Origin of the sequence: Ciceribacter sp. T2.26MG-112.2 (assembly GCF_900492205.1) — a bacterium.
GTDB classification, from domain to species: Bacteria; Pseudomonadota; Alphaproteobacteria; order Rhizobiales; family Rhizobiaceae; genus Allorhizobium; species Allorhizobium naphthalenivorans_A.
The window spans coordinates 1-26,003 of record NZ_UEYQ01000003.1 but is presented as its reverse complement, the minus strand read 5'-3'; the positions used below and the strand labels follow the sequence as shown (position 1 = coordinate 26,003).

The following is a 26,003-nucleotide window of genomic DNA, read 5'->3' as shown; positions in this document are numbered from 1 at the left end:
TGATCTTGAGGATAACCCGGACGGGCTGGTCTATGACCGTCCGGGTCAACTTCAAACATTAGCAAAGGGTGGGCGAGTTAGCAGCCTCGTCCACCACTCCAGCAAGATACGGCAAAACCCGCCCGTTTTCAAGAAATCTCCGGGAACCGGTAGATCCCGGCAACGCGCCTGCGCCAGGCCGGCACCAGCGCCGAACGGATCACCGCCGCCTGCTCATAGGCGTGGATGAAGGCGTCGGCGCCGTCGAGAATGCCGGCATGCTTGGCGGCAAATTGCGGGCGAAAGCGGAAGACCAGCAGATCTCCCGGTCGCGCCGCAACAAAACCCGGCACCGCCGCGCAATGCCGCCCCGCCGCCTCCAGCAACCGCTCCTGCCCGCCGCGTTCCGCCCAGTCCGCCGCATAGGGTGCCACCAGCTCCGGCTCCGCCCCATAGATTTCCCGCCAGATCCCCCGCACCAGCCCCAGGCAATCGCAGCCGACACCCTTCGTCGATCCCTGATGCCGATAGGGCGTACCGATCCATTGCCCAGCGATCGCAACCACGCGGTTTCCGATGGCGGTCATGGGTTGTGCTCCTTGGAACGCACGAGATCGCTCGCGACGGCGATAGCATCGACTTGGCGGCAGAGCTTCGCCGGCCCGTCTTCTCCCTTGGTGGGAGAAGAAGCGAAATCGAGGGCTTAGCCGAAGGCTAAACCTCAGATTTCGCAGATGAGGGGGATGGATGGGGCGTCATTCGCCCCCTCACCTGCAATTTCTAGCACTTGGCTTGCGCCAAGATGCTGAAATTGCTTCCTCTCCCACAAGAGGAGAGGAGCCCGTCCCCATCCCCCCCTCACTCGAACAGCGCCGTCCCGTCATGCGTGCTCTCGCCCTTCACATAGGAATAGGCGAAATCGCTGCCCGGCATATGCGGGAACCCGCGAAAGTTGAGGCCGTTGCCAAACCGGTCGCGACAGGTCGAAAACCCCTTGTCGCAACCAACCGTCACGGTCACCGCGTCGCCGACCGCGGCTGCGCTCTCCAGCGGCAACCACAGCGTCAGCCGCGTGCCGCCGGAGACCGCGACATTGCCGTCGATCTCGACCGTCAGCCCCTCGTTCACGCCCGCGTCGAAGCGCAGCGTGCCGAGCCGGAAATGCCCGTCCTCGAATCCGCCGAGCCCGGACACCAAAACCCGGTCACGCCCCTCGACCGCCGTCACCATGCCCGCCGCCCGCCGCCCGGCGATGGACAGGTCCACCCCGCAGCGCCCGTCACCGAGACTCGCATCGCAGCGCCGGCCATAAATCCGACCCTGCTCCTGCGACAGGCGGTGGGCAAAGCTCCTGAGTTCCGCGGCAAAGGCCGCGCCCGCCCGCGACACCTCGCCGATCTCCTGCACCTTCAAAAGCAGGTGCTGCGCCTCCGGCGCCTGCCAGTTGACGGTAAACACCTCGACCCGTGCGCCGTCATAGCGCCCGGCGACCAGGTCCGCCTCGCTGATCGCCGCGCTCGAAAAGCCGCCGGTCACCTCGGCGCCCGGTGCCGCCAGCCCGTTCACCGCCCGCGCCTCGGTTCCGGCAAAGCCGCTCGCGGCAAGAAACTGCGTGCCGGCAAAGGTCAGGTCGCGGTCATGCTCGGTAAAGCCGAGCACCACCCCGTCACGCCGCGTCACCCGCCAGCAGCGGCAGAGCGTCGTGGCGTCGCCCGAGAGATGGTCGGCAAGTGCATCGGGTATCTCTCTCATGGCAGGATCTCCACCAGCGGAATGGCCGGAATGCGCCCGGCGCGAAAGGCCTCGAGATTGACGTCGATGCGATCGGTGTCGAAGCGCACCGGCACGTCGAATTCGAACCCGGCCTGCACCAGCGCGCCGGAAGGCGGAATATATTCCTCGAAAAACATGACGATGCCCGTCACCGGATCGCTGCTGAAACCAGACGGCGACAATTCCACCCCGTCAACCGCGACCCTGACCGTTCCCGCCACCGGCTTCAAAATCTCGCGCCGCCATTCGCCGCCCGCATCGCCATAGGTCTTGGCCAGCTGGAATGTCGCCGTCACCCCGTCGCCCGTGCCGATCGCCTGGTCGAAGGGCGACACCGTCTCGCCCGGCCCGCAGGATTTCGCGTCGAGCGGGTCGCGAAAGCGAAAGCCATAGAGCTGCCCGCCGCGCGCCTCGAAGAAGGCGACGACCGCATAAAGGTCGTCGACCGCCCTCAGACCCGACCCCGCGTCATAGACCCGCCGCGAATGGCGCCACCTTGCATTGCGCGCCTCGCGCCCATTGGTCAGGTCAACAATATCGGTCAGCCGCTTAGGCCCGCCGCTGGTCGACAGCGACAACCGCAGCGGAAACCGTACCTCGTGGAAACCATTGCTCATGGTTCAGGGTCCTTTGTTCGAAGGCGTTGGAGGAAGGCCCGGGCGACGCCACCCACCAGCAGCACGCCGGCGCGAGACGCTGCTCAGAGATGCCGCCGCCCGCGCCCGACGCTGCGCGCCAGCATGGCGGTGATCTGGCCCTCGCTGCGGGCAAAACTCGCCGCATCGCTCGCCGTCACCTGGAAATTGATCTGCGTCGTCTGACCAGCGGCACCGGCTGCCACCCCGAGCGATCCGTCCGAACCGCGCTTCAGCGGCAAGATCGCCTCGGCGCCCGCCTCGCCCATCAGACCGAGATCGCCGCCGAGCGGAAAATAGGTCGGCGCCGACACCACGCCGCCGGCCGCAAACGGCGTCACCCGCCCCGGCACGCCGCCCGTCGCAAACGGCATGATCGCCCCGAACCCCGCCGTCAGCCCGGAAATCAGCCCGGTCATCGTATTGCCAAGCAGCCCTTCGAGCGGTTTCAGCCCGGCCGACAGTGCAATGTCGGAAAGCCGCGTGCCGACCGCCCTCAGCGTATCCTCCAACCCCTTGCCGCCCACCGTCGCGCCCTTCAGCGCCGAGGCCAGCGCCGCCCCGAAACTCCGCGACCGCCCCTCGAGATCGTCCAGCACCTTCAGCGCGTCTGCCGCATCGAGATCGAGGGAAAGCGCAATCATGTCGTCGTCGGCCATGGATAAGTCCTCTGTGTCACCGTTGTGTTTCCTTTTTCTCCGCGTCGGGGGTGAGAAGGGTGCGCAGTGCCGTAAGGGGGCGAAGCTCCACGCCTCCCATCATCCTGAGGCCCCCACAGGGGCCTCGAAGGATCGAGGCCACCTCGGCGCTGATTCGGATCCTTCTCCCCGTTCGCGGGGGTGAGGAATGGTCGGCGCAGCTTGAGCGGCGCACGAAGCGGGCTCCCTCTTCTCCCCAGCGGGGAGAAGGTGGCCCTCAGGGCCGGATGAGGGGGGCGCGAAGCGCAAAAGCCGTGCCGTGCAGCCCCCTCATCGCCTCGTCCTGAGCCTGTCGAAGGGCGCTCGGCACATCTCCCCGAGGGGAGAAGAAAGAGCCCGGAGACGCCGCCGGTATCCCATATGCGATAACCCTCCCCTTGAGGGGGAGATGTCACGCAGTGACAGAGGGGGATGAACCGCCGACAGCATCATCCGGAAAAGCCCTCATCAAGCCCTCCAGCCCCGCCCGCGAAAGCCGTGCCGACCGCGGCGCAAACGCCCCGGCCATGGCGGCAAACTCGACGAGGCTCAAATCCCAGAACACGCCCGGAGGAAGCCGCAGGCGACAAAGCCCGGCATCGAGCACCGCCTCCCAGGGGAAGGGTCGCGTCGTCGCCTCGCCGCCTGCGGCCCTCAAGGGTCCGGCGCGGCTGCTCCGCGCTCCGCCTCCGGCGCAAATGTCGCGACCAGCAGGTCACGCACGATCGCCGCCGCGCCGGCAATGCCGCCCTCGACCGCCATCTCGGCCAGGTCCTCGTCGTTCAATCGGTTGCCGCCGCCGCGTAAGCCCGCGCCGAGGATATGCATCAGATCCTGTGCCCTCAGCCGGCCTGCGGCAAAGCGCTGGCCGAGATCGGCCAGGCTTTCCGCCCCGAACGCCGTTTCCAGTTCGGCCAGTGCGCCCAGCGTCAGGCAGAGGATCCGGCGCTCGCCGCCGATCACCGCCTCCACCTCGCCGCGCCGCCGGTTGGCCCGCCCGAGCACCGCCAAACCATCGCCCCCGCCGCGCATCACAGCACCGCGAAGGAAAGCGCGCCGGCCGATTCCAGCGCGATCTCGAAAGTCAGTTCGCCGTCATGCGAACCCGCATATTCCAGCGCGGTGACCTGGAACGGCCCGCTCACCGTGCCGAAGTTAGGGATCACCACCTGCCAGGCGAGAACGTCGCCGGCAAAGAAGGCTCCCCGCACCAGCGCATCCGAGGCCTGGTCCTTGAACAGCCCGGCGCCCGAAAGTGCTGCGCGCTGCACGCCCGCCCCGCCGAGCAGCTCGCGCCAGCGCCCGACGCTTTCCGCATCGGTCACGTCGACGGTCTGCGCGTTGAAGGAAAGCCGCTTGGAGCGCAGCCCCGCCACCGTTACGAAACCCGCCCCGTCCTGGACCTTCAAGAGCAGGTCCTTGCCCTTCTGTGCCACCATGTCGAAATCCTCTTCTATTTAAGGAGATTGTTCCGTCTTTTGCCGATCGAGGCCGGCGGGTCGCCTTCTCCCCGTTCACGGGGGTCCGGAATGGTCGGCGAGGCCGACGAAACGATCCAGTGAACCGTTTCGAATGGCGAACGCCCTGAGCCCAAGCGAAGGGCTGGCAGAGGTGGCGGCAGCCCAGTGAGCGGCGACACCGGCGCGCAACGCCTCACTCCACCACCGCCCGAAACGCCAGTTCGGCGACGAAAAATCCGGTCTTTGCCTCGCGGCGGCTGACCGTCCGGCGATGCCGGAGGCTCACCAGCCTGTGGCCGGCCAGCGCCAGATCGACGTCGTCGAGCAGGCCCTGCACGGCATCAGCGATCGCCTCCGCCGCGCGCCGCCCCTCGCCAGACCAGGCCTCCAGCGTCAGGAGAATTTCAAATCCCGCTTCGCTCGCCGTCGAATAGTCCCGGCACTCGACCGCCCCCAGCACCAGCGCCGGCAGGTCGAGCCCGCTCGCCCGCCGGTCGCGCATCCCGCCGGCGCCAATCAGGGCGGCAAGCCCGGCATCGCCCGCCAGCCGCCCCTGGATGGCGGCCAGAAACTCGTTCACGGCACTGCTCATGACCCAGCCTCGCTTTCTTCAACGTCGCGACGAGCCTTGCCGACGGACGTACCGCCGCCCCGTCCGATGGCCCCGCCGTCGCCCGAGGACGCCAGCCGACGAACCGCCAGAGGCCCATCCGGCCCATGACCGCCCGCGCGCTGCCCGATCTGCAGGTCGATCCGCCGCGCGACCCCGCCCGAAAGCGCGCGACGAAGCGCCAGCCCCAGGTCCTCGCCCGTCTGCGCCAGAGATGCCCGTATCCTGGCCTTCATCGGCCCTCCTCCCGGCAGCGGCAGAGGAGAAGGCGGCCGGTCTCGTCCGGATCGCGCACGCTCTCGATGGCAAACCGCCGCGTACCCTTGATGAGCCGCATCCCCGCCGCCACCTCGGCGCGAAAACGCAGCCAGACCTGGTGCGTGACGATCACCCGCCCCGCGCCCGCCACCTCCTCGACATCGGCCGTCAGCGGCTCGATCCGCGCCCAGAGATCGGCAGCGGTCTCGAAGTCGACCGTCGCGCCACCCTGCCCGTCCGGGCTCTCGACCGGCCGCTCCAGCCTGAGCCGGGCGGTCAATGCCCCCGGGTCGAAATCGACAAGCCCCATGGTCAAAGCCCCCTTCGGCAATAGGGCGCGATCAGCCGTTCATAGCCGGGCGGCATGACTGCCGGCTGTGCCTCGACCGGGATCGCCCCGCGCAGGGCAAACATCGCCGCCACATGCAGCAACATCGCCCGTTTGAGCGTGTCGGGCACATCCGCGCCGCTCGCGCCGAATCCGGCGACGAAATCGATCTCGATGCCGTTCATGGCCCGCGCTGGTACCGGCGGATCGCGCAGCCACAGCCGCGCCGGCCGCGCCTCGCCGTCCAGCAGATGGTCGGCCAGCGGAACCGCCGTGGCATTGCCCTTATCGTCATAGACGGTCACGCCCGTCACTTCGCGCACCGGACCACAGCCGATGCGGATCACCCCGTCCGCTGGCCACGTATCGAGGCAAAGCCTAAACGGCCGGCTAGTCAGCACCCGCGCGGTCTCGCGCTCCAGATGCTCGCGGGCGACCATGACCAGCTGCGCGATCAACGCATCCTCGTCATTGCCGTCCACCCGCAGATGCGCCTTGGCCTCAACCAGCGTCACCGCCTCGGCCGCCGGCGGCGCCGTCGGAAATAGAGTCATGAAAGTCTCCTGGAGTTGAATTTTGAAAGCGGCACGCCGCAGCGCGTCGTCGAAAAGCTCTTCTCCCCGACGGGGAGAAGTGCCGAACGCAGTGAGGCGATGAGGGGGCCAAGTGCGCCGCCATTCTGTGGCTTCGCCCCCCTCATCCGGCGCTCCGCGCCACCTTCTCCCCGCTGGGGAGAAGACAAGCCTCGGCCGTTCGACAAATGCCCCTCACCCAGACCCTCTCCCCGCAGGCGGATGAGGGGCACTGCCCAAGGCAGCCGGATCGACGGGCAAGTCGCAGCGAGTCGTGGGAAACCCCTTCTCCCAGCGGGGAGAAGTGCCGAACGCAGTGAGGCGATGAGGGGGCCAAGTGCGCCGCCATTCTGTGGCTTCGCCACCCTCATCCGGCGCTCCGCGCCACCTTCTCCCCGCTGGGGAGAAGACAAGCCTCAGCCGTAGCGCGCCCTCCTCTCCCCAGCGAGGGAGAGGATAGAAAACCGCGAGCTTAGCCCGAAGGGCTCAAGTCGCAGATTTTCTTGGCGAGGAGGACGGTGCCTGCTGCGACCGGAACTCAGCTCGCCGCAAACTTCACCAGCTTGATCGCCTCGAAGTTCTGCACCCCGCCGCCGACGCGCTTGGTGGTGTAGAACAGCACATAGGGCTTGGCGGAATAGGGATCGCGCAGCACCCTGACGCCGACCCGGTCGACCACCAGATAGCCCGAGCGGAAGTCGCCAAACGCGATCGCCGTGGCATTGGCGGCGATCGCCGGCATGTCTTCCGCCTCCGCCACCGGAAAGCCGATGAGCGAGGCGGCCTCGCCCGGCCGGGCCGGCGGCTGCCAGAGATAGTTGCCGTCGGCATCCTTGAACTTGCGGATCTCGCCTTGCGTCTTGCGGCTCATGACGAAGCTGGCATTCTGCCGGTGCCCGGCCTTCAGCGCATAGACCAGATCGACCAGCACGTCCGACGGCCCGGATGCCGCAAAACCGCCCGCGACCCCGGTCGGAAGATAGCCGATCTTGCCCCATTCCCAGGCGCCGTCGGCCACCTGGTCATAGCTCAAGAACCCCTTCGGCTTGTTCACCCCGTCGCCGGTCACGAAAGCCGTGCCCTCCTGCTCGGCAAAGGCGATGTCCACTTCCGAGGCGATCCAGGCCTCGATATCGACCGCCGCATCGTCGAGCAGCGCCTGGCTCGCCGCCGGCATGGCATAGAGCTCCATGGTCGGGAAGGACAGTTCTGCCAGTTGGGCGTTACCCGTCTGTGGCCGCGCCGCGGTCTCGGCCACCCAGCCGGCGGTCATGCCGGCCGGCGAGAACGGCTTCTTCAGCACCGAGCCCGAGACCTGGCGAACCGTCGACAGCGCCCGGATCGGCGAGACGACGGAAAGCCTGCGGCCGATCTCGGTGTCGGTCTCCGCCGGCACGAGATAGCCGCCGTCGGCCGGCGCACCCGCGCTCATCGCCTTCGCCTCCAGTTCGCGCAGGCCTGCCTCGTCGCCGCGGCGGATATAGGCCTCGAAGGCCGCCTTGTGCTCGGCCGCCTCCGGCCCGTCCGCCTCCCCGCCGCGGCCGAGCGGCGGGCGCATCTTCTTCAGCACCAGTTCGTCGAGCATGCGGCCCTGCTCGTCCATCGCCTTGTTGATCCGCTCCATCTTGTCGCGGGTCACCACGTCGGCGGAAAGCTTCTGCTCGATCTCGGAGAGCCTGCGGTCGTTGACGTCCTTGAACGCCTCGAAGGCGCCCATGAAATCCTCGAACGCCGCCGTCACGCTGTCGGGCACGGCCTTCACCTCCGGTGCCGTCCGCTTGCGCGGGGCATCGGCCGTCTGCTTTTCCATCGCTGCATCGCTCATCTGTCATCCTTTCCTGAAGACATCCATGGCCATTGTCCGCGCCGCCCGGCGCATGGCGCGGACGAGCTCGGTTTCCTTGTCGCGGAAGAACCGCGCATGCTTGACGTTCGAAACCCGGGCCGCCGGCAGCATCGGGAAGGTCACCACCGAGATCTCCCAGAGGTCGGCCTCGAGAATGCGGCGCACACCGGTCTTGCGGTCGCTCCTCGAGCGCACGGTGCGAAAGCCGATCGACAGCCCGTCGAGCGCGCCCGACTTCATCAGCGCATGCACCTCGCGGGCCCGCGCCACGCCAAACGAAAGCTGCCCCTCGACATAGAGCCCGCGGGCGTCCTCGCGGATCAGCCGCCAGGCGCCGATCGGCTCGGCCGGGTCATGCTGGAACAGCATGCGCACCCCCTTGGCGCCGCGCTTCGCCAGCGACTTCCCGAAGGCCCCCGGCTCGATCGCATCGCGCCCGAGATCGACCTCGCCGAACAGGCTGGCATAACCCGAGAACGACCCGTCGCCCTCCACCCCGTTCAACGTCAGGTTGACGAATTTTTCCGTCAGCGAAACGGGCCCGCGATAAGCGTGCATGGCATTCTCCTCATGATCTTGGATGGTTGTCTGGGGGCCACGGCCCCTCTTCTCCCCGACGGGGGTGAGGAATGGTCGGCGCAGCCGACGAAACGATCCAGTGAATCGTTTCGAATGACGAACGCCCTGAGCAAAAGCGAAGGGCCGGCAGAGGTGGCCCGAAGGGCCGGATGAGGGGGGCGAAGCCAGCCGAGTGCCGCGCACTCGGCCCCCTCACCGCCTCGTCCTGAGCCTATCGAAGGGCGCTCGGCACTTCTCCCCGCTGGGGAGAAGGGGACCCCTCACACGCCCGGCCGCTGCCCGTAGCGGGCAAACACCCGCACCAGCAGCCCCAGCCCCCACCAGGCGGAAAGGCTTGCTGCCGTCGCGCCGGCGAGCATGGTCTCCGGCGGCGACAGTCCGGCCGCGACATCGAGCTTGCGCACGATCCAAAGCCCCGCCGGCCCGCCGAAGATCATGCCGCAGCAGACCCCGGTCAGGAACCGCACCGCCGCCTCGCGCCGGCCCTTGGGCAAAAGGTAGACGAGCGAGATCGCCGACCCCGCCACCGCCCCGATCACGCGGGCGCTCCACACGCCGCCGTCATGGCTGAAGTCAGTCATTTGTTAATCTCTCATCGCTAAAATAGTGATCAGTCTAAGGCCCGCGCCGATGCCGACCCTCACGCCTCGACCCGTTCGAGACCGCCTCGATCTGCGTCTTCTGACGCCCGATCCGACCTGCGAACAGGGCAGTTCCCCCTGCGCAACCCGCTTCACGCAACACTTCAAGCGGCCGCGTTTTCCCGAGTCGATTGAATCGCTTGCAGCCGGTTCTTGAGAGCCTGATTCACGTCCCGCATGTGCCGCTTCAACAGCCTCATCTTCCGATTCAGCTTGAAGTCGCCGGGCCTACTGCCGCCGCGCCCACGTCCCCTCTTCTCCCCAGCGGGGAGAAGGTGGCGCGTAGCGCCGGATGAGGGGGGCGAAGCCACTTGATGGCGGCGCACTTGGCCCCCTCATCGCCTCACTGCGTTCGGCACTTCTCCCCGATGGGGAGAAGAGGATTTCAACCAGGCACCGCGGACGGCGTTTCGAATGACGAACGCCTGAGCCAGAGCGAAGGGTCGGCAGAATGCCGACAGTCTGGCGTAGAGCAAGGTGAGGCCAAATCCACCCCTCAATACCCCACGGCCTGCCGCTTCTCCTCCTCGGTAAGGAAATCCGCCGCGCCCAACCTCGCCCAGAGCGCGTCGCGTTCGGCGGCCAGTCCGGCCACCTGGTCGAGGTCGGGCACGAGCCTCAGCGGCTCCCCATAGAGCCCCGAGAGGAAGCCGGAGACACTCGCCGCGGTGCGCGACACCAGCGGCAAAACGGTCAGCCGGTAAAAGGCCCGGTTCGCCTCCTGGTAGTTGGCATAGGTGTTGTCTCCGGGAATGCCGAGCAGCATGGGCGGCACGCCGAAGGCCAGCGCCACGTCGCGCGCCGCCCCGTTGCGCGCCTCGACGAAATCCATGTCCTTGGGCGACAGCCCCATGGATTTCCAGTCAAGCCCGCCCTCGAGCAACAGCGGTCGCCCGGCCCGCATCGGCCCGGAATAACCCTCGTCGAGCTCCACCTTCAGCCGCTCATACTGGTCGACGGAGAGATTGCCGCCCTCCTTGGGCTGGTAGACCAGCGCGCCCGAGGGACGGGCGGAATTGTCGAGCAGCGCCTTGTTCCAGCGCGCCGCGGCATTGTGCAGGTCGAGCGCAACTTGCGCTGCCGCGAGCGGCGGAAAACCGAGGTGGTCGTCGAGCGGATGGAAGAGTTTCAGATGCAGCAGCCCGCCGCCCCGCCCTGCCCCGCCTGCAGCCCCGCTTGCGCCGTCACCGCCCATCGACCCGCCGCCGGCCGGAATCCGCCGCCTTTGCGATCCCGTGCGATAGTCATAGGCCTCCGGCCAGCCATCGGCGCCGGCCACCACCGACACCCGGTCGGGCCTCAGCAAATGCAGTTCGGCCGGCCGCAGGCCGATCGCCAGCGCCTCGACATAGGCATTGCCGGACAGGAGCAGATGGCCGTAGAGCGCCTCGAGGAAATCCGCTCCGCCCATGCGGGCATTGGGCTTTGCCAGAAGCGCCAGCGCCGGATGCCCGTCGATCTCCGTCTCCGCCCGATAGGCCAGCCAGGGAATGGCGGCTGCGGCTTCCGCCACCAGCCGCACCGTGCGGTGCGCCACCGGGTTCCTCATGAAGCCCTCGCGCGACAACGAAGCATAGGAGCGCCCCGACCAGCGCGCCTCGCCCTCGCCCGCCACCAGCGACAGCCCCTGCACGCCGACAGCCTTGCTCTCGGCCACGGCACCTTGCTCCGGGGCGAAGGCCCACGGCAGTCGAAACGACAATTTCATCGGAATTTTCCTGTTGTTGGCTCGTGATGGCGATGGGACAGGAGAAGCCCCGTTCGGAGCTCGGCTGCCCCTCACCCTGACCTCTCCTCGAAAGCGGGGAGAGGGGATGGCCAGAGCGTTGCCGCTTGTCCCTTCTCCCCAGCGGGGAGAAGGTGCCGGCAGGCGGATGAGGGGCAGATTTCCGTTCCCCCCACCACACCCGGCCTAGCCCAGTGCCGCCAGGAACGCCCGGCCGTAGCCCGCCACCAGCGCCGCCCGGTCGCGGCCGTTGACGGTGCGGCGCGCGCCTAGCCAGTCGGCTCGTCGCCCGTCGAAGGCGTCGGCCAGCTTCACGCCGCTGAACAGCCCGTCGCGCATGCCGATGACCAATATCCTCACCGCCACGTCGAGCTCCATCGCCCGGCCCGGCTCGCCGACCAGGTCGACGCCCGTCGCCTCCGCCAGCTTCTCATAATTGCGCCGATGGGTGATCTGCACCAGCCCGCGACCGAACCAGCTCTTGCCTTCGGCGTCCAGGCGCCAATAGGGCCGGCGCACCTGCGGCAGGAGGCCTGCGGCATAGGCCCGGTCCAGCCGGGCGATCGCCGCCGCGTCGCTTTGCGCAAAGGTCTCGCGCACCGGCTGCATGCGCCCGCCCGTCTCGTGAAAGGCGGTCGCCAGGCAATAGGCAAGGCGCCGCGGATCTTCGGCGTCGCCAAGCGCCCGCCAGCCGGCGACGAGCGCCGCCATGCCGGACACCTGGCCCGCCGTCAGCCGGCCGGGAAAGGGGTCGCGACGGACCGCCTTGAAGAATCGCTGATCGTCGAATGTCATCTTGCTCTCCTCGTCGAAATACCGGTTTTTTCATGCCTGCGCGGCCAGTGTGCCGGGCAAGCGAAGTCGCTTCGGCCCGGCGGTTAACCACGGCCAAAATTTTCCTGTTCGATTAAATCGTTTGAAGGAATTTCAATCGTTTAGAGCGAGGCGTCGGCATATTTACAAAAATTTAACACTGTGGAACTTTCCGCCGCATTCGGTGTTTGAGCCCCGAGACGAACCCCCGTGAGGAGTTAGAGCCATGCAGATCAACAGCACGACCCAGACCAAGGCTCCCGCCGCCACCATCCCGGCCCATGTGCTGGAGCGCCTGGAAAACGAATGGCGCCAGATGCGCCAGAGCGCCTCCCAGCCGGCCTCCGCCGCCAAGTAAGCGCTCATACCCACCGCCTCGACCGGCGCCCTTCGGTGCCGGTTTTGTTTTGGGCGGAGGCGACTTCTCTCCCCTGGTGGGAGAGAAAGGAATTTCAGCATCTTAGCTTCAGCTAAGTGCTAGAAATTCCAAGTGAGGGGGTACCTCTCATACATCGATGCCGATCCAGCCCCCATTGCTTCGCCGCTCACCGGAAGGAGCCTCGCAGGTTCAAGGTCACCCACGCACCGAGCCTCCGACGCCCTCAAACCCCGCGAATGCGCGGCTCGCCCGTCCCCTCCAGCATCAGCGCCGTCAGCGCCCAGACCAGCGCGTCCAGCCGGTCGGGCGAGCGGCCGGACGACAGACCGTCCGGGCCGAAGTCGCACATCTGGTCTTCCAGTTCGGCGAAGCGGGCGGCATGCACCACCCGGCCCTGCTCGTAGAGCGCCGCCACCGGCTCGGCGCGCAGATATTTCCCCCGGGTCGCGCGAACCATGGTCACCGGCAGGTTCGCCTCGATGCTCTTCAACGTCGCCGCCACCATGTCGCCGCCCTGGTTGACCTCCGCCACCACCCGGTCCGCCTCGAACCGGCGATAGGCATGGACCACCGCGCGCGCCCAGTCGGCCGGGCTCCTGCCCTCGACCGATGCGTCGGCCAGAACCGCGGCGCGGCCATTGTCCATCAGTCCGGCCACGACGATGCCGCAGACCGAAGCCGGGCCGCTGCCGGCCGGCGGATCGACAGCCACGACGATCCGCCGCAAGGGCTCGATCAGCCGCACCGTAAGCGCTTCCAGCCGGTCGCGCCGCCACAGGCCGTCCTCGCGGTCCTCGATCAATTCGCCGCCCAGTTCCTGGCGCCCGAGCCGCGTGCCGCCATAGCGTCGCTCCAGCGCGGCGATGAAGCCCGGCGCGAGATTGTCGCGGTTGTCGGCGGTCGAAAGGCGCGTCACCCGCGTTTCCGCATCGCCGATCAACCGCTTCAACAGCGGCACGGCGCGCGGCGTGGTGGTCACCAGCTGGCGTGGCCGCTCGCCCAGCCTGAGAGCGAATTGCAGCATGTCAAACGTCTCCTCGGCATGTTTCCATTTCGCCAGTTCGTCGCACCAGGCATAGTGAAATTGTGGCCCGCGCAGGCTTTCCGGATCCTCCGAGGAGAAGATCTGGGCCATCGCCCCGTTCGGCCAGACGATCCGCCGCCGCGAGATTTCCACCTCCGGCCGCAGGCGCCGGGCAATCCGTGCAATGCCCGAGGCCCCGTCGATCATCACCTCGCGGGCATCGCCCAGCGTCTCGGCAATGAGCGCGATCCTCAAGTCCGTGCGGGGTCCGGCGGAAAGCGCCAGCCCGTGCACCCATTCGGCTCCGGCCCGCGTCTTGCCCGATCCGCGCCCGCCCATGACCAGCCATGTCCCCCAGTCACCCTGGGGAGGCCTCTGCTCGTCGCGGCCGGAAATCTCCCAGCCGCGTCCGATCCGCCGGCTGGCCAGAAGCCCGCGCATGGTGATCAGGGCGGCAAGTTCTTTCTCCAGCGCCTCAGCGGGCGCATCGGCCGTTTCCTCTGCCGCCGTAACCGGCGGCTCCGGATCGCGAGGCGCGGTCGGCGAGCCTGCATCACCCATCGCGACTTCAAGCTCGGCGTCAGCCGCGGATGCCAAAGGCTCTGCACCGCCGGCCGTAGCCTCTGTCAGACTGCCGGAGAGCGTATCGTCGCCAGCGGCGACTTTACCAGGCTCATCATCCCACCCGGCGCCCTTGCAGCAAACCATTGTGCCGACGCCCATCGTGACCGTTGGCACCGCCTCCTTGAGGGGATGATCCGCCGCGCCGAACGCCGCAGACGCTTCGGTCTGGTGAAGGTTCGCCCCAAGCCTGCCGGCCAATTCCTTCCCGCTGCCAACCGCTGAACGAGCAAGTCCCCTCAGCTGCATCTGAATGCGGTCCTCGTGATCACCGAGAATTCCGCCGGCCTGTTTGCCCCGACGCACGGCGATCTTGGCCTCAGCCTTTCCCTGCATCCGGCGTCGATGCCGGCTCGATTGCCCCACCGATCCCAACGGCGGCGGACCCTTCGGCGGCGTTTTGCCAGGCGACGAGCCGGACTCTTGCCCGTGCTTCCGCCTGGTTTTCGATGATGCGGAGCAGTTCCGCCTTGATCGCTTCTTCATCCTCGCCCTCGCCGCTCAGAAGCGCCGCGTCCTCGCGGTCGCGCGCCAGCTGGCGTTGCAGACTGTCGATCTTCTCCAGTGTGCGCACGATCAGCGCCATCGCATCGGTCGCCGCCTTGGCGTCGCCACGCGCCGCCTTGGCGGCCGCCTCGTCGGCGCCGTCGATCAGCCGCTCGGCCGTGGCGCGCAGCTTGCGAAACAGCTCGAACTGCGCGCGCATCTCGCCCGTCAGGTCGTCGAGCAGCGCCGCCAGCCGATCGAGCGGCGAGAGCGCATCGCCGGATTTCACCTCCAGCACCCTCCCCGCCCCATCCGCCGCCAAAGCGATCTCTGGCCCGCTCTCGCGTCCGCCCTCAGACCCGTAGCGAGGCCCACAGTCAGGCCCGTTTTCCGGCCCGCCTTCCGCCCCGCGCCACCCGTCCTCGCCCGGCGAAAGGCCCAGCAGCCCGAGCGAAAGCTCTTGCACGTCATCCATGATGATCTCCCTGTCTCGACGGGTGCGGCGCCTTCTCTCCCCTGGTGGGAGAGAAAGCAAAATCGAGGGCTTGGCCGCCAGGCCAACCTCAGATTTTGCCAGTGAGGGGGTCCGAGGGACGCGGGGGCCGCCCAGCCCGATCTCCCCCCTTGAGGGGGAGATGTCCCGAAGGGACAGAGGGGGGTGAGCCCGGCACCGCAGGGCCTCAAAGCGTCGGCCCCGCGCCCAAGAAAAAAGGCCCGGTCCCCCGAGCCTTCATCCAAATCCTCGTGCCGGTCCCGCCCGCCGAAGCCCTCCTCATCCCGAGGTGCCCCGCAGTGCCGGGCCTCGAAGGATGCGGCCCCGCCGCAGTTTTCCGACTGTGCCTGAACCCTACCAGACGACCGTCACACCGTCAAGGTATTTATTCCTATTGTGCATATTTTCCTTGCCAGAGCCTGGAGAAGCCCAACGCAGCCGACGAAAGCGCGCCGCCTCACGGAATCAGCGTCTTCTCCTTGCGCACCTTCAACCCCATGGAAAGCCGGGCGCAGGCCGGTAGCGTCTCGCCCTCCAGCACGGCCACCACGGAGCGGCCGGCCTTGGGGTCACAGAACAGTTCGACCACGCCGTCCGGCAGGCAGCGGATCACCCGCTCGCGGCCGTCCATGGTTCGGCGGACGATGAAATCGCGGCGGCGCTTGAAGTCCGGCGTGGTGTCGGAAAAGGCTCTTTCGCATTCGCTGAGCGAGGTCGCCGCCTTCTCGTAAAAGGTCGGTTCGCCGGCCATGGCCAGCGCCGGCAGGCCAAGAAGCCCAAGCGAAATCAACACCAGTTTACGCATCGAAAGACCTCCGGGGGATTCGTCGTGCCCCAGTCTAGCGCCCGGGGCCCCGGCGCGAAACCGCCAAATCCGGACCAATCGACGGCCAGGGCCGGGCCGCCCGGTCCCCCGCAAACGGGGGAGACGTCCTGGCGGGCGCCAAGGGAAAAAGGCGTCCCGTTATTCGGCGCCGCCGCCATACTGCTCCCAGGCGGCCATGGCATGCGCCGCATACATCAGCGACGGGCCACCGCCCATGTAGATCGCCATGCCCAGCGTTTCCTGAAATTCGGCGCGGCTGCAGCCGAGCTTGACCAGGGTTTCGGTGTGGAAGCCGATGCAGCCGTCGCAACGGGTGGCAATGGCGATGCCGAGCGCCACCAGTTCCTTGGTCTTCTTGTCGAGCGCACCATCCTTGGTGGCTGCCTGCGCCATGGCAGAAAAACCGGCCATCACCTCGGGAATATCCCGGCGCAACGTCTTGGAATGCGCGGAAATGTCCTTGGTGATGTCGGGATAGAATTTTGCGGTCATGGTAGAGCCCTTGCTTGAAAAAATAGGATGATTGCTATCTATCGCGCGAATCTCGACGCGGCCTTGCGTTAAATCAAGTCTCGCGCGGTTCCGGCGAAAGTCCGCAAGGCTATTCGCCGCTGCATGAAGCCTTGATGAAACGGCCAGATCGACGAGACCGGACAACCTGCATCCTCTGCAGGACCGGGCCTGCCGATGCGGAACGGCACGCCCCGCGACCTCAGCTCTACCTTCCCAGCCCGATCACGCTCGATCGGGAACGGTCGCCGGAGATCGCTCCCCGGCCCCATTCGTTCCCAACAAAAAGCGGCGGCCGGGGATCGCTCCCCGGCCCCTGTCTACCCCACAGAAAAACAGCGGCCGGGAGTTACCTCCCGGCCCCAATCTTCACCCGTAAAAAAACGGCGGCCGGGAGTTTCCTCCCGGCCGCCGGCCCCTTACCCCCCAGGGCCCCACGCCGTCAGGCGCTTTTCCGGACCGGCGTATAGCCGGCCTCGCGTATCGCTTCCTCGGCCTTCGCCGCATCGCCCTCGACCGCCACTTCGTGCGCCTTGAGGTCGATCCTCACCGCAGCACCCGGCAGCGCCTCGCTGAGCGCCCTGGTGATCGCCTTCTCGCAGTGGCCGCAGGTCATGTCCTCGACCTGAAACAATTGGGTCACGCTCATTCCTTGTCCTTTCCTGGCAGACGTTCGCGTCATCCCCTTCATGCACCTTCCCACCAAGGGAAGGTCAAGGGGTAAAACGCACGGCCCGCTCAAGCCCGGCCCGCCAGCCGCGCGACCGACCGGCGCGGCGAAGGCTGCGGCTCCCGCGCCGTCTTGCCACCGGACAGATCGGCGAGAATCGGACAATTCGGGCGCTCGTCGCCATGGCAACAGTCGGCCAATTGCTTCAGCGTCGCCACCATGGCCTGCATGCCGGCAATCTTCTCCTCCAGTTCGCCGACATGGTCGAGCGCCAGCCTCTTCACCTCGGCGCTGGTGCGGTCCTTGTCGGCCCAGAGCTTCAGGAGCTGCTCGGTCTCCTCCAGCGAAAAGCCGAGCGATCGGGCGCGCCGCACGAAGCGCAGCCGGTGCACCTCGTCCTCGCCATAGACGCGGTAGTTGCTGGCCGTCCGATGCGCCGGGCGCACCAGGCCGATCTCCTCGTAATAGCGGATCATCTTCGCCGAAACGCCCGAGGCCTCCGCTGCCTCACCGATGTTCATCCCGTCGATCCTCATTGCCCCTGGCCGCCTGCAAGATCGGTGACCCGTGCCGCCTTGAGCCTCAGTGCATTGGTCAGCACGAAGACGCTCGAAAGACCCATGGCGCCCGCCCCGACCATGGGCGACAGCAACACGCCGAAATTCGGGTAAAGGATGCCCGCGGCAACCGGGATCAGCAAGACGTTGTAGCCGAATGCCCAAAAAAGGTTCTGGCCGATATTGCGGATCACCGCGCGGCTGAGCTCGATCGCATGCAGCGCCGAGCCGAGATCGCCGCCGACCAGCACCACGTCGGCGCTCTCGATCGCAACATCCGTTCCGGTGCCGATGGCAATGCCGGTATCGGCGGTGGCGAGCGCCGGCGCGTCGTTGATGCCGTCGCCGATGAAGGCGACCTTGCGGCCCTTTTCCTTCAGCGCGTTGATCACTGCCACCTTGCCGTCCGGCAGAACCTCGGCCACCACCTCGTCAATGCCGGTCGCCCGGCCGATGGCCTCAGCCGTCGCGCGGTTGTCGCCGGTCACCATGACCACGGAAAGGCCAAGGTCTTTCAAGGCCTTGATCGCCGCAATGCTGGTCTCCTTCAGCGGATCGGAGACGGCAAGGGCTGCCGCGAGCTTCCCGTCGATCGCCACGTAGAGCGGCGTCTTGCCCTCGTTCGCCAGCCGCTTCGCCACCGTGGCAAAGGGCGTAACGTCGAGCCCGAGTCTGGCCATGTAGCGGTCGGCGCCGGCCGCAACCGTGCGGCCCGAGACCGTGCCGGTGATGCCATAGCCGGCCACCGCCTCGACACCCTCGGCCGTGGCTATGGCCAGCCCGCGGGCTTCGGCGCCCTTGACGATCGCCTCGCCGACCGGGTGCTCGGAGCGCGCCTCCAGGCTCGCGGCGAGAGCCAGCACCTCTGCCTCGGCAAAGCCGTCGGCCACCGCGACATCGGTCAGTTCCGGCCGGCCCTTGGTGATCGTGCCGGTCTTATCCATCACCACGGTGTCGACGTCGCGCAGCGTCTGCAGCGCCTCACCCTTGCGAAACAGCACGCCGAGTTCGGCGGCCCTGCCCGTGCCGACCATGATCGATGTCGGAGTGGCAAGCCCCATGGCGCAGGGGCAGGCGATGATCAGAACGGCCACCGCCGCGACCAGGCCATAGGTATAGGCCGGCTCCGGCCCGATGAGGATCCAGACGAGGAAGGTCACGGCGGCGATCGCCATGACGGCCGGCACGAACCAGGCGGTCACCCTGTCGACCATCATCTGGATCGGCAGCTTGGCCCCTTGCGCCTCGCCGACCATGCGGATGATCTGCGACAGCATCATGTCGGCGCCGACCTTGTCGGCCCGGAAGCGGAACGAACCCTTGCCGTTGATCGTGCCGCCGATAACGATGGCGCCTTCGCCCTTCTCGACCGGCAGCGGCTCGCCGGAAATCATCGCCTCGTCGACATGCGAGGCACCGTCGATCACGGTTCCATCGACCGGAATGCGCTCGCCCGGACGGATCACCACGACATCGCCGACGACCACGTCGGCGGCGGCAATGTCCAGCGTGCGCCCCTCGCGTTCGACGCGGGCGGTCTTGGCCTGGAGCCCGGCGAGCTTCCTGATCGCCGCCCCGGTGCGCCCCTTGGCGCGGGCTTCCAGGAGCCGGCCAAGCAGGATCAGCGTGACGATGACGGTCGCGGCTTCATAATAGACATAACGTGCCTCGGCCGGCAGAACGGCGGGTGCAAAGGTGGTCACCAGCGAATAGAAATAGGCGGCGCCGGTGCCGATCGCCACCAGCGAATTCATGTCCGGCCCGCCGCGGAGCAGCGCCGGCACGCCCTTCATGAAGAAGCGCCGGCCGGGTCCGGCAAGCACGCCGGTCGCCAGCGCGAACTGGATATAATTCAACAGGTTGCCGGGGAAGAGATCCATCAGCGTGTGATGCAGCGGCGGATAGAGATGGCTGCCCATTTCCATGACGAAGAGCGGCAGCGTCAGAACCAGCGCGATCCAGAAATCGCGCGTCAGCCGGCCGATCTCGCGTTCCTTGGCCTCTTCATGCGTGTCCGTCTCGCCGGCCTCGGCCTCCAGCTTCGCCTTGTAGCCGGCCTTCTCGACCGCCTTGACCATGGCCGGCACGGCAGACCTGCCGCCAAGTACCGTCACTACCGCCTTGGCGGTCGCGAGATTGACCGAGGCCGTCTCGACCGCGGCTACGCTTCTCAGCGCCTTTTCCACCCGCGCCACGCAGGAGGCGCAGGTCATCTCCTCGATGTCGAGGATCACGGTTTCGGCCCTCGCCTCGTATCCGGCATCTTTCACCGCCTTGACCAGCGCTTGCGCCGAAAAGCCCGGCCCCGGCGTCACCGACAGCGTCTCGGTGGCGAAATTGACCGCACTCGCCTCGACGCCCGCCACCTTGGCCGCAGCCTTTTCCACCCGCTTGACGCAGGAGGCGCAGGTCATGCCCTCGACCGGCAGGATGATCGGCTGGAGCGCCGGGATTTGCGGCGGATTGATCTTTACCTGTTCGTTCATCTCATCACCTCTCGCCCGCGCCGGGCCTTGCCCCGAATATAGGTCGCAACAACCGCCAGGACACGGAAATATCCCATCAGCCCATGCCGCGAACTTCTTCCGCGGCGGGCCACTGAACCCTAGATGCACCTTCCCATCATGGGAGGGTCAAGGGGTCGGGTGGTGATTTTGTCGAGATACTTGTCCCTAGTCTCGATCATCGGCCGGGCCAGGCGGCCAGCGTTGGGCTCCGTGAAGGACGCGAAGGATACGAACTCGATCCGACAACACGGCATAGATTGCGATGTATGGCATACCCGCAATGACGAGTTCCCGCGTTCCCTCAACCCGTCCTGGTCGGCCGCTTTCGGGAAAATCCTTCAATTGGTGAAGAGCGGAAGCGATCTTCTCGTCGACAGCGATGGCGGCACGCGGACTGTCCGCCTCGATATGATCGAAGATCAAGGTCCGGTCAGCCAAGGCATAAGCCGACCAGACGAGTTTCATGATGCACCGCCGCCAACTTTGTCCCGGGCCGACGCGCGGCGCTGGGCAAAACGCGCCGCGACCTCGTCATCCGCGACGTCCGGCCGTTCGTCCCGGATGGCTCGCAAAACCTTCTCGCGGAACCAGGCATCATGCTCCGCATCGTCGGCAATGAGTTCGATCGGCAAAACCCCTTCGTTGGCAGTCCGCGTCAACAGGATGCGCACGGCATCCGAAACGGTAAGCCCCATGCGCTCCAGCACGGCCGCCGCCCGATCTCGGACTTCGGCATCGATTCGGGCCTGTACAACGGCGTTGGAAGGCATGGTGTCATCCTCGTTGGCGAGCCACCAACGTAGTTCAAGTGAATGACAGAAACAAGTTTAGCTCGCAAGGCAAGCCCCGGAAAGATGCTGACCGTCACGCGGGCGCTTGCGGCCTTTCTTGGATTCGCCTGCCCCCCTCACCCCCGCTCCACCATGAACCTATCGAAATAGCCGCCAAGCGCCTCATACGCGTCGAGCGGCAAAACATGCGCCACATACTGGTCCGGCCGGACCACGACCAGGCAGCCGCGCTCCCGGTCGATGCCGCGCAGGTCGAAGATGTCGGGGCCGAATTTCAGGTCGGGGCAGAACATCTTCTCATAGTCGGTCAGGCCGTAGCGCCCCTTGGCGGGCTTCAACAGCGCCGGCAGGGAGTCGAGCTTGAGCGCGCGGTGGTCCTGCTGGAAGATCGCCCTCAAATCGATGACGGAATCGATGTCGGCGCCGGCCGGGGTGAAGCGGCGGATCGGCGAGCGGTCGGAGGTCTCGAGGAATTCGCAGAGCGCGTGGATCGCCGAACCCGACGCTGACGGGTCCTGCCGGTCGGCAAAGGCATAGAGGCGGAAGCGGCCGTCGGCGAGCCCGACATGACCGAGGTGAACCGGCCTGGCATCGGCAAGCCGAATGACCGGAGCGGAATGGAAGCGCATGCCGATCTCAAAGCCTTGCGCCAGATGCTGGTGGGTCGGCTCGCCCTGGATGATCGAGGAGCGGTAGCGCGTCGCGGTGCCGGCGGTAAAGCGGCCCTGCTTGACGAAATAGCGCTGGAATTCGGCCGGGTCGACCGCATCGGCGCCGGCCCCTTCCGTGCCCTTCGGCGGGGCGGAGAACATCTTGGCGAATTCGCGGTCGAAGTCGATCAGTTCCTTGGCGATCGCCTGGCGCTCGAACGAATAAGTGTCGAGCAACGCCGGGCCGCTTTGCCCCTCCAGCACCGCCGCCAGCTTCCAGCCGAGATTGAAGGTGTCCTGCATCGACACGTTCATCCCCTGCCCGGCCTTGGGGCTGTGGGTATGGCAGGCATCGCCGGCGATGAAGACGCGCGGCAGGCGGCGGCCCACCTCCGCCTCGGCCACGTCGTCGAAGCGGTCGGTCAGGCGCTGGCCGATCTCGTAGACCGACCACCAGGCGATCTCCTTCACGTCGAGCGTATAGGGATGGAGAATGCGCCTGGCCGCCGCCACCAGCTGGTCGGCGGTGATGGCGCGATTGGAGACGCGTTCGTCGGCCTTCAGCTTGTCGAGCTCGATATAGAGCCTGACCAGATAGCCGCCCTCACGCGGAATGATCAGGATATTGCCTTCATTGGCCGAATGGATCGCGGCTTTCAGCCTGATGTCGGGGAAATCGCTGACGGCGAGAACGTCCATCACGCCCCAGGCCTGGTTGGCGGAATCGCCCTTCAATTCGCGGCCGATCGCCTTGCGCACCGCGCTTCTGGCGCCGTCGCAGCCGACCACGTAACGCGCCTTCACCGTCTCCACCTCGCCCTCATGGCCGGGGTCGAGCCGTTCGAGGCGGACCGTCACCGGATGGCCGGAGGTGGCCGATGGGTCGACGTCGAGATCGAGCACGCGACGCGCATAATCCGGCTCCAGCCGGTGCGGCGCGTAGCGCATGACATCGAGATAGAAGTCGTGCACGCGGGCCTGATTGAGGATCACATGGGGAAATTCCGACAGCCCGTCCTCGGTGTCCTGGATCCGGCCGTGGCGGACGATGGTCTTCCGGCCCTGGTCGTCCGGCTTCCAGAAGGTCGTCTCGTTGACGAAATAGGCTTCCCGGAGCACCCGGTCGGCGAAACCGAAGGCGTTGAACATTTCCATCGTCCGGCAGGCAATGCCGTCGGCCTGGCCAAGCGTGATCGGGCCGGCACGCTGCTCGACGATGCGCACCGAAATGCCGGGAAAGGCACAGAGCTGGGCGGCGAGCGTCAGCCCGGCCGGCCCGGTGCCGACGATCAGCACATCGACTTCGCTGGCGGATGCTGTGTTCTTGACAAGCGGCTCGGCAATCGCCGGATCGCCGGTGCGGAAACCGTTTTGATGAAACTGCATGATGTCTCTTCTCCCCAGACTTCAGAGGCGGGCAACCGGCCTCCCCGGCCGTCGCGTCATCCGCCTCGCCACACCCTCCCGGTGGGCCGATCGATTTGATAAGTATACTTCTTATTATGATCTGTCAATCGGTCGAATCATGCCATGCGCCTCTACCAGCGCAGGAAGCGGCGGCCGATGGCGTAGCCGGCGGCGGTGACGAAGGCGATGGCGAGCGTATACCAGGTGGCGACGAAAAGCGGGCTGTCGTCCGGGCAGTGCCAGGCATAGAGCGCCGCGCCGATCGCGCCGGAGGCAAGACCGACGGCCGCCCCGGCCCGGCCGGGATTTTCCGGGGCACCGGTGCGTAGCGCCGCCATCAGCGCGACGAAGGGCACGAGCGAGAGCGTCGGGATGAACTGCAGGCAGAAGGCGGCGTGGTGGCCGATCAGTTCCGTCGCCCAGGCCTGCGACGGCAGGACGAAGAGTTCGCTCGCCACGGCAAGGCCGACGAGCAGCACGAGGCCGGCGAGCCCGAGCGCAAAACCCCGCGTCGAGGCCCCCGGCCGACCGATGCGGGCAACCAGACCGAAAGCGGTCGCCGCCAGCGCCAAGGTCAGGCTGATCTTGAAGACGACCCGGACCGTGCCGATCACCTGATCGAGGTTGGATCGGAGCCCGACGGTTGCCAGCAGCAGCACGGCCGATGCGACAATGCCGGCGCCCAGCGCCAGCGCCAGCGACCGCCCGAGGCGCCGGCGAACCGGCGTATCTTCGGCAAGCAGCCTGATCAGGTCTTCCGTCTTCACGTCTCACTCCGATAAAGGGCGGCCAGGGATTTCAACGCCCGGTGCAGCGCCACCCGCACCGCACCTTCGCTCATCTTCAATCGGGCCGCCGTCTCGCCGACACCCGCCCCGTTCAGCGAAATGGAGCGGACGATGTCGCGCTGCGGGTCCTTCAGCCGCGCCAGCAGGGTCTCGACGTCCATCCGATCGGTCGCGTCGGTGCGCTCGGCGGCGGCCAGCGTTTCCATCACGTCCTCGATCGGCACGCTGACATGGCGGCCCCGGCGCCTCAGGCTGTCGATCAGCTTGTGGCGCACGATGGTCGAGAGCCAGGGGCCGATCGGCCGCGCCGGGTCCCAGGTGCCGCGCTTCAGGTGCACCGCGATCAGCACTTCCTGCACAATGTCCTCGGCTTCGCCGGCGGGCGCGCCGAACTGTTCGCAGCGGCGCTTCGCCATGGTGCGCAGATGCGGCGTGACGGCGGACAGGAAACGCTGATAGGCCTGCGCGTCGCCGTCAAGCGCGCCGCGCATCCAGTCCGCCCACTCGCTTTCCCGCTCCGCCTGCCTCACATATCCCTCTACGTCGCCACACACGTTTTTGTTACCGGCGCCGCGCGCCACGCCTGATATTCCACCCAAGCCGCTGAAACGGCTTGGTATTTTATTCCGTCCTCGACCGCCGCCCGGACCGGGAGGCAAAAACACCGGCAAAGGGCGGCGTAACATTTCCTCGCCCCGGCCCGTAGCTCCCGATGTCCAGGCCAATTCCGGCCTGTCACCTGAAGGGAGAACCCACGATGAAAAACAGCTTCGTCACTCTGGCGCTCGCCGGCTCGCTTGCAACCGCGCTTGCCTCCGTCGCCGTGCCCGCCGCTGCCCAGGATGCCGCCAAGGAGAAATGCTACGGCGTCGCGATGAAGGGCCAGAACGATTGCGCCGCCGGCGCGCATGACTGCGCCGGCAAGGCGACCATGGACTATGACAAGCAGTCCTTCAAGCTGGTGCCCGCCGGCACCTGCGCGACGATGATGGCACCGGACGGCAGCCACGGCTCGCTGACCCCGGCCTGATCCTTAGCGCCGCAACCGTCTCCATTCTCATCAAAGGACAAGACATGACCAGAAACACCCATGCGCTCGCCGCCTCGCTCGCCACGGCACTCACCCTTGCCGCCGCCCTGCCGGGCGCGGCTGTCGCCCAGGATGCCACCAAGGAGAAATGCTACGGCGTGGCGCTGAAAGGCCAGAACGACTGCGCCGCCGGTCCCGGCACCACCTGCGCCGGAACCTCCAAGATCGACTACCAGAAGAATGCCTGGAAGCTCGTGCCGGCCGGCAGCTGCATGACCATGATGACGCCGGACGGTGCGCACGGCACGCTGGAGCCCGGTCCGGCACCGGCCTGAGCGAGGTCCACCCCAAGGCGGCGGCGCGGAGCTTCGCGCCGCCACCTCCCTCCCCCTCGCGCAAGACGGAGAAGACCGATGAAACCCGCAAGCCTGCCGCCCCGCGCCGGGGTCGGCTTCAAGCCCGAGCATTTCTCAGCCATCGACCAAGCCCCGCAGCCGCTCGGTTTCTTCGAGGTGCATGCGGAGAACTACATGGGCGCCGGCGGCCCGCCGCATGCCAAGCTCACCCGCCTGCGCCAGGACTATGCGCTCTCCATCCACGGCGTCGGCCTGTCGATCGGCGCCATGCAGCCGCTCGACCGCGACCACCTCGCCCGGCTGAAAAGCTTGTGCGACCGCTACGAGCCGGAGAGCTTTTCCGAACATCTCGCCTGGTCGAGCCATGGCGGAGTCTTTCTCAACGACCTCTTGCCGCTGCCCTATACCGAGGCGACGCTTGCCCGCGTCGCCGAGCACATCGACACCGTGCAGGATCTTCTCAAGCAGCAGATGCTGCTGGAGAACCCGGCGACCTATCTGACCTTCACGGAGAGCACGATCGAGGAGACCGATTTCCTCGCCGAACTGGTGCGCCTGACCGGCTGCGGACTGCTGCTCGACGTCAACAATGTCTTCGTCGCCGCGACCAATCACAATCTCGACCCGCGCGCCTATCTCGCCTCCTTTCCGCTCGCCGCTGTGCGGGAAATCCATCTGAGCGGTCATTCCGAGACGATCGATGATGCCGGTGCGCTACTCTTGATCGACAGCCACGACACGCCGGTCAAGGACCCGGTCTGGACGCTCTATGAAGAAGTGCTGGAGCGCACCGGGCCGATCGCCAGCCTGATCGAATGGGACAATGACGTGCCGGACTGGCCGGTGCTGCTTTCCCAAGCTGCGGCGGCCAATGCGCGGCTCGACGCCACAGCCCGCCGCCGGGCCGCGTGAGGCCGCCATGAAGCATGCCCGCACACCCGCCGCGAAATCTGCCGTCAGGCCCGCCACCCGATGCGAGGCGCCTGCGATCCCGCCTGCGCTCCTTCCCCC

General features: G+C 66.9%; 32 protein-coding genes. 4 read left to right on the top strand and 28 right to left on the bottom strand.

Features of this window, described 5'->3' with window-relative positions:
- Positions 1-128: 128 nt before the first annotated feature.
- The 16 genes from DYZ14_RS05825 to DYZ14_RS05750 form a co-directional block, all read right to left on the bottom strand.
- Positions 129-566, bottom strand: coding sequence for an NlpC/P60 family protein (locus DYZ14_RS05825; RefSeq protein WP_154719827.1), 438 nt, complete (start codon positions 564-566; stop codon positions 129-131).
- Positions 567-837: 271 nt separating this feature from the next.
- Positions 838-1,731, bottom strand: coding sequence for a DUF2163 domain-containing protein (locus tag DYZ14_RS05820; RefSeq protein WP_154719826.1), 894 nt, complete (start codon positions 1,729-1,731; stop codon positions 838-840).
- Positions 1,728-2,369 (bottom strand): DUF2460 domain-containing protein, encoded by a 642-nt coding sequence (locus DYZ14_RS05815; protein ID WP_154719825.1) that lies wholly within the window; start codon positions 2,367-2,369, stop codon positions 1,728-1,730. The genes DYZ14_RS05820 and DYZ14_RS05815 overlap by 4 nt, the downstream gene beginning before the upstream one ends.
- 83 nt (positions 2,370-2,452) lie before the next feature.
- The gene (locus tag DYZ14_RS05810) at positions 2,453-3,046 is read right to left on the bottom strand and encodes a phage tail tape measure protein (protein WP_154719824.1); all 594 of its coding nucleotides are present in this window, start codon (positions 3,044-3,046) and stop codon (positions 2,453-2,455) included.
- A gap of 430 nt (positions 3,047-3,476) precedes the next feature.
- A complete protein-coding gene (locus tag DYZ14_RS24550) occupies positions 3,477-3,722 on the bottom strand; it encodes a rcc01693 family protein (protein WP_154719823.1) in 246 nt (81 codons plus the stop codon).
- Positions 3,719-4,096, bottom strand: coding sequence for a gene transfer agent family protein (locus DYZ14_RS05800; protein ID WP_154719822.1), 378 nt, complete (start codon positions 4,094-4,096; stop codon positions 3,719-3,721). Before DYZ14_RS05800 ends, DYZ14_RS24550 begins: the two co-directional genes overlap by 4 nt.
- Positions 4,096-4,503 (bottom strand): phage major tail protein, TP901-1 family, encoded by a 408-nt coding sequence (locus DYZ14_RS05795; protein WP_154719821.1) that lies wholly within the window; start codon positions 4,501-4,503, stop codon positions 4,096-4,098. Before DYZ14_RS05795 ends, DYZ14_RS05800 begins: the two co-directional genes overlap by 1 nt.
- A gap of 214 nt (positions 4,504-4,717) precedes the next feature.
- Positions 4,718-5,116 (bottom strand): DUF3168 domain-containing protein, encoded by a 399-nt coding sequence (locus DYZ14_RS05790; RefSeq protein WP_154719820.1) that lies wholly within the window; start codon positions 5,114-5,116, stop codon positions 4,718-4,720.
- On the bottom strand, positions 5,113-5,370 hold the full coding sequence (locus tag DYZ14_RS05785) for a hypothetical protein (protein ID WP_154719819.1): 258 nt from the start codon (positions 5,368-5,370) through the stop codon (positions 5,113-5,115). Before DYZ14_RS05785 ends, DYZ14_RS05790 begins: the two co-directional genes overlap by 4 nt.
- The gene (locus DYZ14_RS05780) at positions 5,367-5,702 is read right to left on the bottom strand and encodes a phage head closure protein (protein ID WP_154720162.1); all 336 of its coding nucleotides are present in this window, start codon (positions 5,700-5,702) and stop codon (positions 5,367-5,369) included. The genes DYZ14_RS05785 and DYZ14_RS05780 overlap by 4 nt, the downstream gene beginning before the upstream one ends.
- A 2-nt stretch (positions 5,703-5,704) precedes the next feature.
- The gene (locus DYZ14_RS05775; protein WP_154719818.1) at positions 5,705-6,274 is read right to left on the bottom strand and encodes a head-tail connector protein; all 570 of its coding nucleotides are present in this window, start codon (positions 6,272-6,274) and stop codon (positions 5,705-5,707) included.
- Positions 6,275-6,830: 556 nt separating this feature from the next.
- The gene (locus DYZ14_RS05770) at positions 6,831-8,117 is read right to left on the bottom strand and encodes a phage major capsid protein (RefSeq protein WP_232365446.1); all 1,287 of its coding nucleotides are present in this window, start codon (positions 8,115-8,117) and stop codon (positions 6,831-6,833) included.
- A 3-nt stretch (positions 8,118-8,120) separates the two neighbouring features.
- Positions 8,121-8,696: an HK97 family phage prohead protease gene (locus DYZ14_RS05765; RefSeq protein ID WP_154719817.1), complete on the bottom strand. Its 576-nt coding sequence runs from the start codon at positions 8,694-8,696 to the stop codon at positions 8,121-8,123.
- Positions 8,697-8,977: 281 nt separating this feature from the next.
- On the bottom strand, positions 8,978-9,298 hold the full coding sequence (locus DYZ14_RS05760; protein WP_154719816.1) for a DUF6107 family protein: 321 nt from the start codon (positions 9,296-9,298) through the stop codon (positions 8,978-8,980).
- 556 nt (positions 9,299-9,854) lie between these two features.
- Positions 9,855-11,066, bottom strand: coding sequence for a phage portal protein (locus DYZ14_RS05755; RefSeq protein ID WP_154719815.1), 1,212 nt, complete (start codon positions 11,064-11,066; stop codon positions 9,855-9,857).
- Positions 11,067-11,270: 204 nt separating this feature from the next.
- Positions 11,271-11,879: a glycoside hydrolase family 19 protein gene (locus DYZ14_RS05750; protein ID WP_154719814.1), complete on the bottom strand. Its 609-nt coding sequence runs from the start codon at positions 11,877-11,879 to the stop codon at positions 11,271-11,273.
- Between the two features lie 244 nt (positions 11,880-12,123).
- Here DYZ14_RS05750 and DYZ14_RS24545 point away from each other — a divergent pair, with 244 nt between their 5' ends.
- Complete coding sequence (locus tag DYZ14_RS24545; protein ID WP_268877540.1) at positions 12,124-12,255, top strand: hypothetical protein; 132 nt, start codon at positions 12,124-12,126, stop codon at positions 12,253-12,255.
- Positions 12,256-12,499: 244 nt separating this feature from the next.
- On the opposite strand, the gene DYZ14_RS05745 is transcribed toward DYZ14_RS24545, so the two are convergent.
- From DYZ14_RS05745 to DYZ14_RS05690, 12 genes are all read right to left on the bottom strand, one after another.
- A complete protein-coding gene (locus DYZ14_RS05745) occupies positions 12,500-13,741 on the bottom strand; it encodes a DNA-packaging protein (RefSeq protein WP_154720160.1) in 1,242 nt (413 codons plus the stop codon).
- A gap of 499 nt (positions 13,742-14,240) precedes the next feature.
- Complete coding sequence (locus tag DYZ14_RS05740; RefSeq protein WP_154719813.1) at positions 14,241-14,882, bottom strand: hypothetical protein; 642 nt, start codon at positions 14,880-14,882, stop codon at positions 14,241-14,243.
- Between the two features lie 475 nt (positions 14,883-15,357).
- A complete protein-coding gene (locus DYZ14_RS05735; protein ID WP_154719812.1) occupies positions 15,358-15,705 on the bottom strand; it encodes a hypothetical protein in 348 nt (115 codons plus the stop codon).
- A gap of 159 nt (positions 15,706-15,864) precedes the next feature.
- A complete protein-coding gene (locus DYZ14_RS05730) occupies positions 15,865-16,218 on the bottom strand; it encodes a carboxymuconolactone decarboxylase family protein (protein ID WP_154719811.1) in 354 nt (117 codons plus the stop codon).
- A 460-nt stretch (positions 16,219-16,678) separates the two neighbouring features.
- The gene (locus DYZ14_RS05725; RefSeq protein ID WP_154719810.1) at positions 16,679-16,885 is read right to left on the bottom strand and encodes a heavy-metal-associated domain-containing protein; all 207 of its coding nucleotides are present in this window, start codon (positions 16,883-16,885) and stop codon (positions 16,679-16,681) included.
- A gap of 89 nt (positions 16,886-16,974) precedes the next feature.
- A complete protein-coding gene (gene cueR / locus DYZ14_RS05720; RefSeq protein ID WP_154719809.1) occupies positions 16,975-17,427 on the bottom strand; it encodes a Cu(I)-responsive transcriptional regulator in 453 nt (150 codons plus the stop codon).
- Between the two features lie 11 nt (positions 17,428-17,438).
- Positions 17,439-19,949 carry a heavy metal translocating P-type ATPase gene (locus DYZ14_RS05715; protein ID WP_195949849.1) on the bottom strand — a complete coding sequence of 837 codons (2,511 nt, stop codon included), beginning with the start codon at positions 19,947-19,949 and terminating at the stop codon, positions 17,439-17,441.
- A 186-nt stretch (positions 19,950-20,135) separates the two neighbouring features.
- Positions 20,136-20,435: a type II toxin-antitoxin system RelE/ParE family toxin gene (locus DYZ14_RS05710; protein WP_154719808.1), complete on the bottom strand. Its 300-nt coding sequence runs from the start codon at positions 20,433-20,435 to the stop codon at positions 20,136-20,138.
- Entirely contained in the window at positions 20,432-20,740 is a 309-nt protein-coding gene (locus DYZ14_RS05705) for a type II toxin-antitoxin system RelB/DinJ family antitoxin (protein ID WP_154719807.1), read from the bottom strand. Before DYZ14_RS05705 ends, DYZ14_RS05710 begins: the two co-directional genes overlap by 4 nt.
- 137 nt (positions 20,741-20,877) lie before the next feature.
- The gene (locus tag DYZ14_RS05700; RefSeq protein WP_154719806.1) at positions 20,878-22,797 is read right to left on the bottom strand and encodes an FAD-binding monooxygenase; all 1,920 of its coding nucleotides are present in this window, start codon (positions 22,795-22,797) and stop codon (positions 20,878-20,880) included.
- Positions 22,798-22,949: 152 nt separating this feature from the next.
- Complete coding sequence (locus DYZ14_RS05695) at positions 22,950-23,585, bottom strand: NrsF family protein (protein WP_154719805.1); 636 nt, start codon at positions 23,583-23,585, stop codon at positions 22,950-22,952.
- On the bottom strand, positions 23,582-24,097 hold the full coding sequence (locus tag DYZ14_RS05690; RefSeq protein WP_445292330.1) for a sigma-70 family RNA polymerase sigma factor: 516 nt from the start codon (positions 24,095-24,097) through the stop codon (positions 23,582-23,584). Before DYZ14_RS05690 ends, DYZ14_RS05695 begins: the two co-directional genes overlap by 4 nt.
- A gap of 266 nt (positions 24,098-24,363) precedes the next feature.
- Here DYZ14_RS05690 and DYZ14_RS05685 point away from each other — a divergent pair, with 266 nt between their 5' ends.
- The 3 genes from DYZ14_RS05685 (at position 24,364) to bufB (ending at position 25,904) form a co-directional block, all read left to right on the top strand.
- Positions 24,364-24,636 (top strand): BufA1 family periplasmic bufferin-type metallophore, encoded by a 273-nt coding sequence (locus DYZ14_RS05685; protein ID WP_154719804.1) that lies wholly within the window; start codon positions 24,364-24,366, stop codon positions 24,634-24,636.
- A 44-nt stretch (positions 24,637-24,680) separates the two neighbouring features.
- Positions 24,681-24,971: a BufA1 family periplasmic bufferin-type metallophore gene (locus DYZ14_RS05680; RefSeq protein WP_154719803.1), complete on the top strand. Its 291-nt coding sequence runs from the start codon at positions 24,681-24,683 to the stop codon at positions 24,969-24,971.
- Positions 24,972-25,049: 78 nt separating this feature from the next.
- On the top strand, positions 25,050-25,904 hold the full coding sequence (gene bufB / locus DYZ14_RS05675; protein WP_154719802.1) for an MNIO family bufferin maturase: 855 nt from the start codon (positions 25,050-25,052) through the stop codon (positions 25,902-25,904).
- The last annotated feature ends 99 nt before the right edge of the window (positions 25,905-26,003 follow it).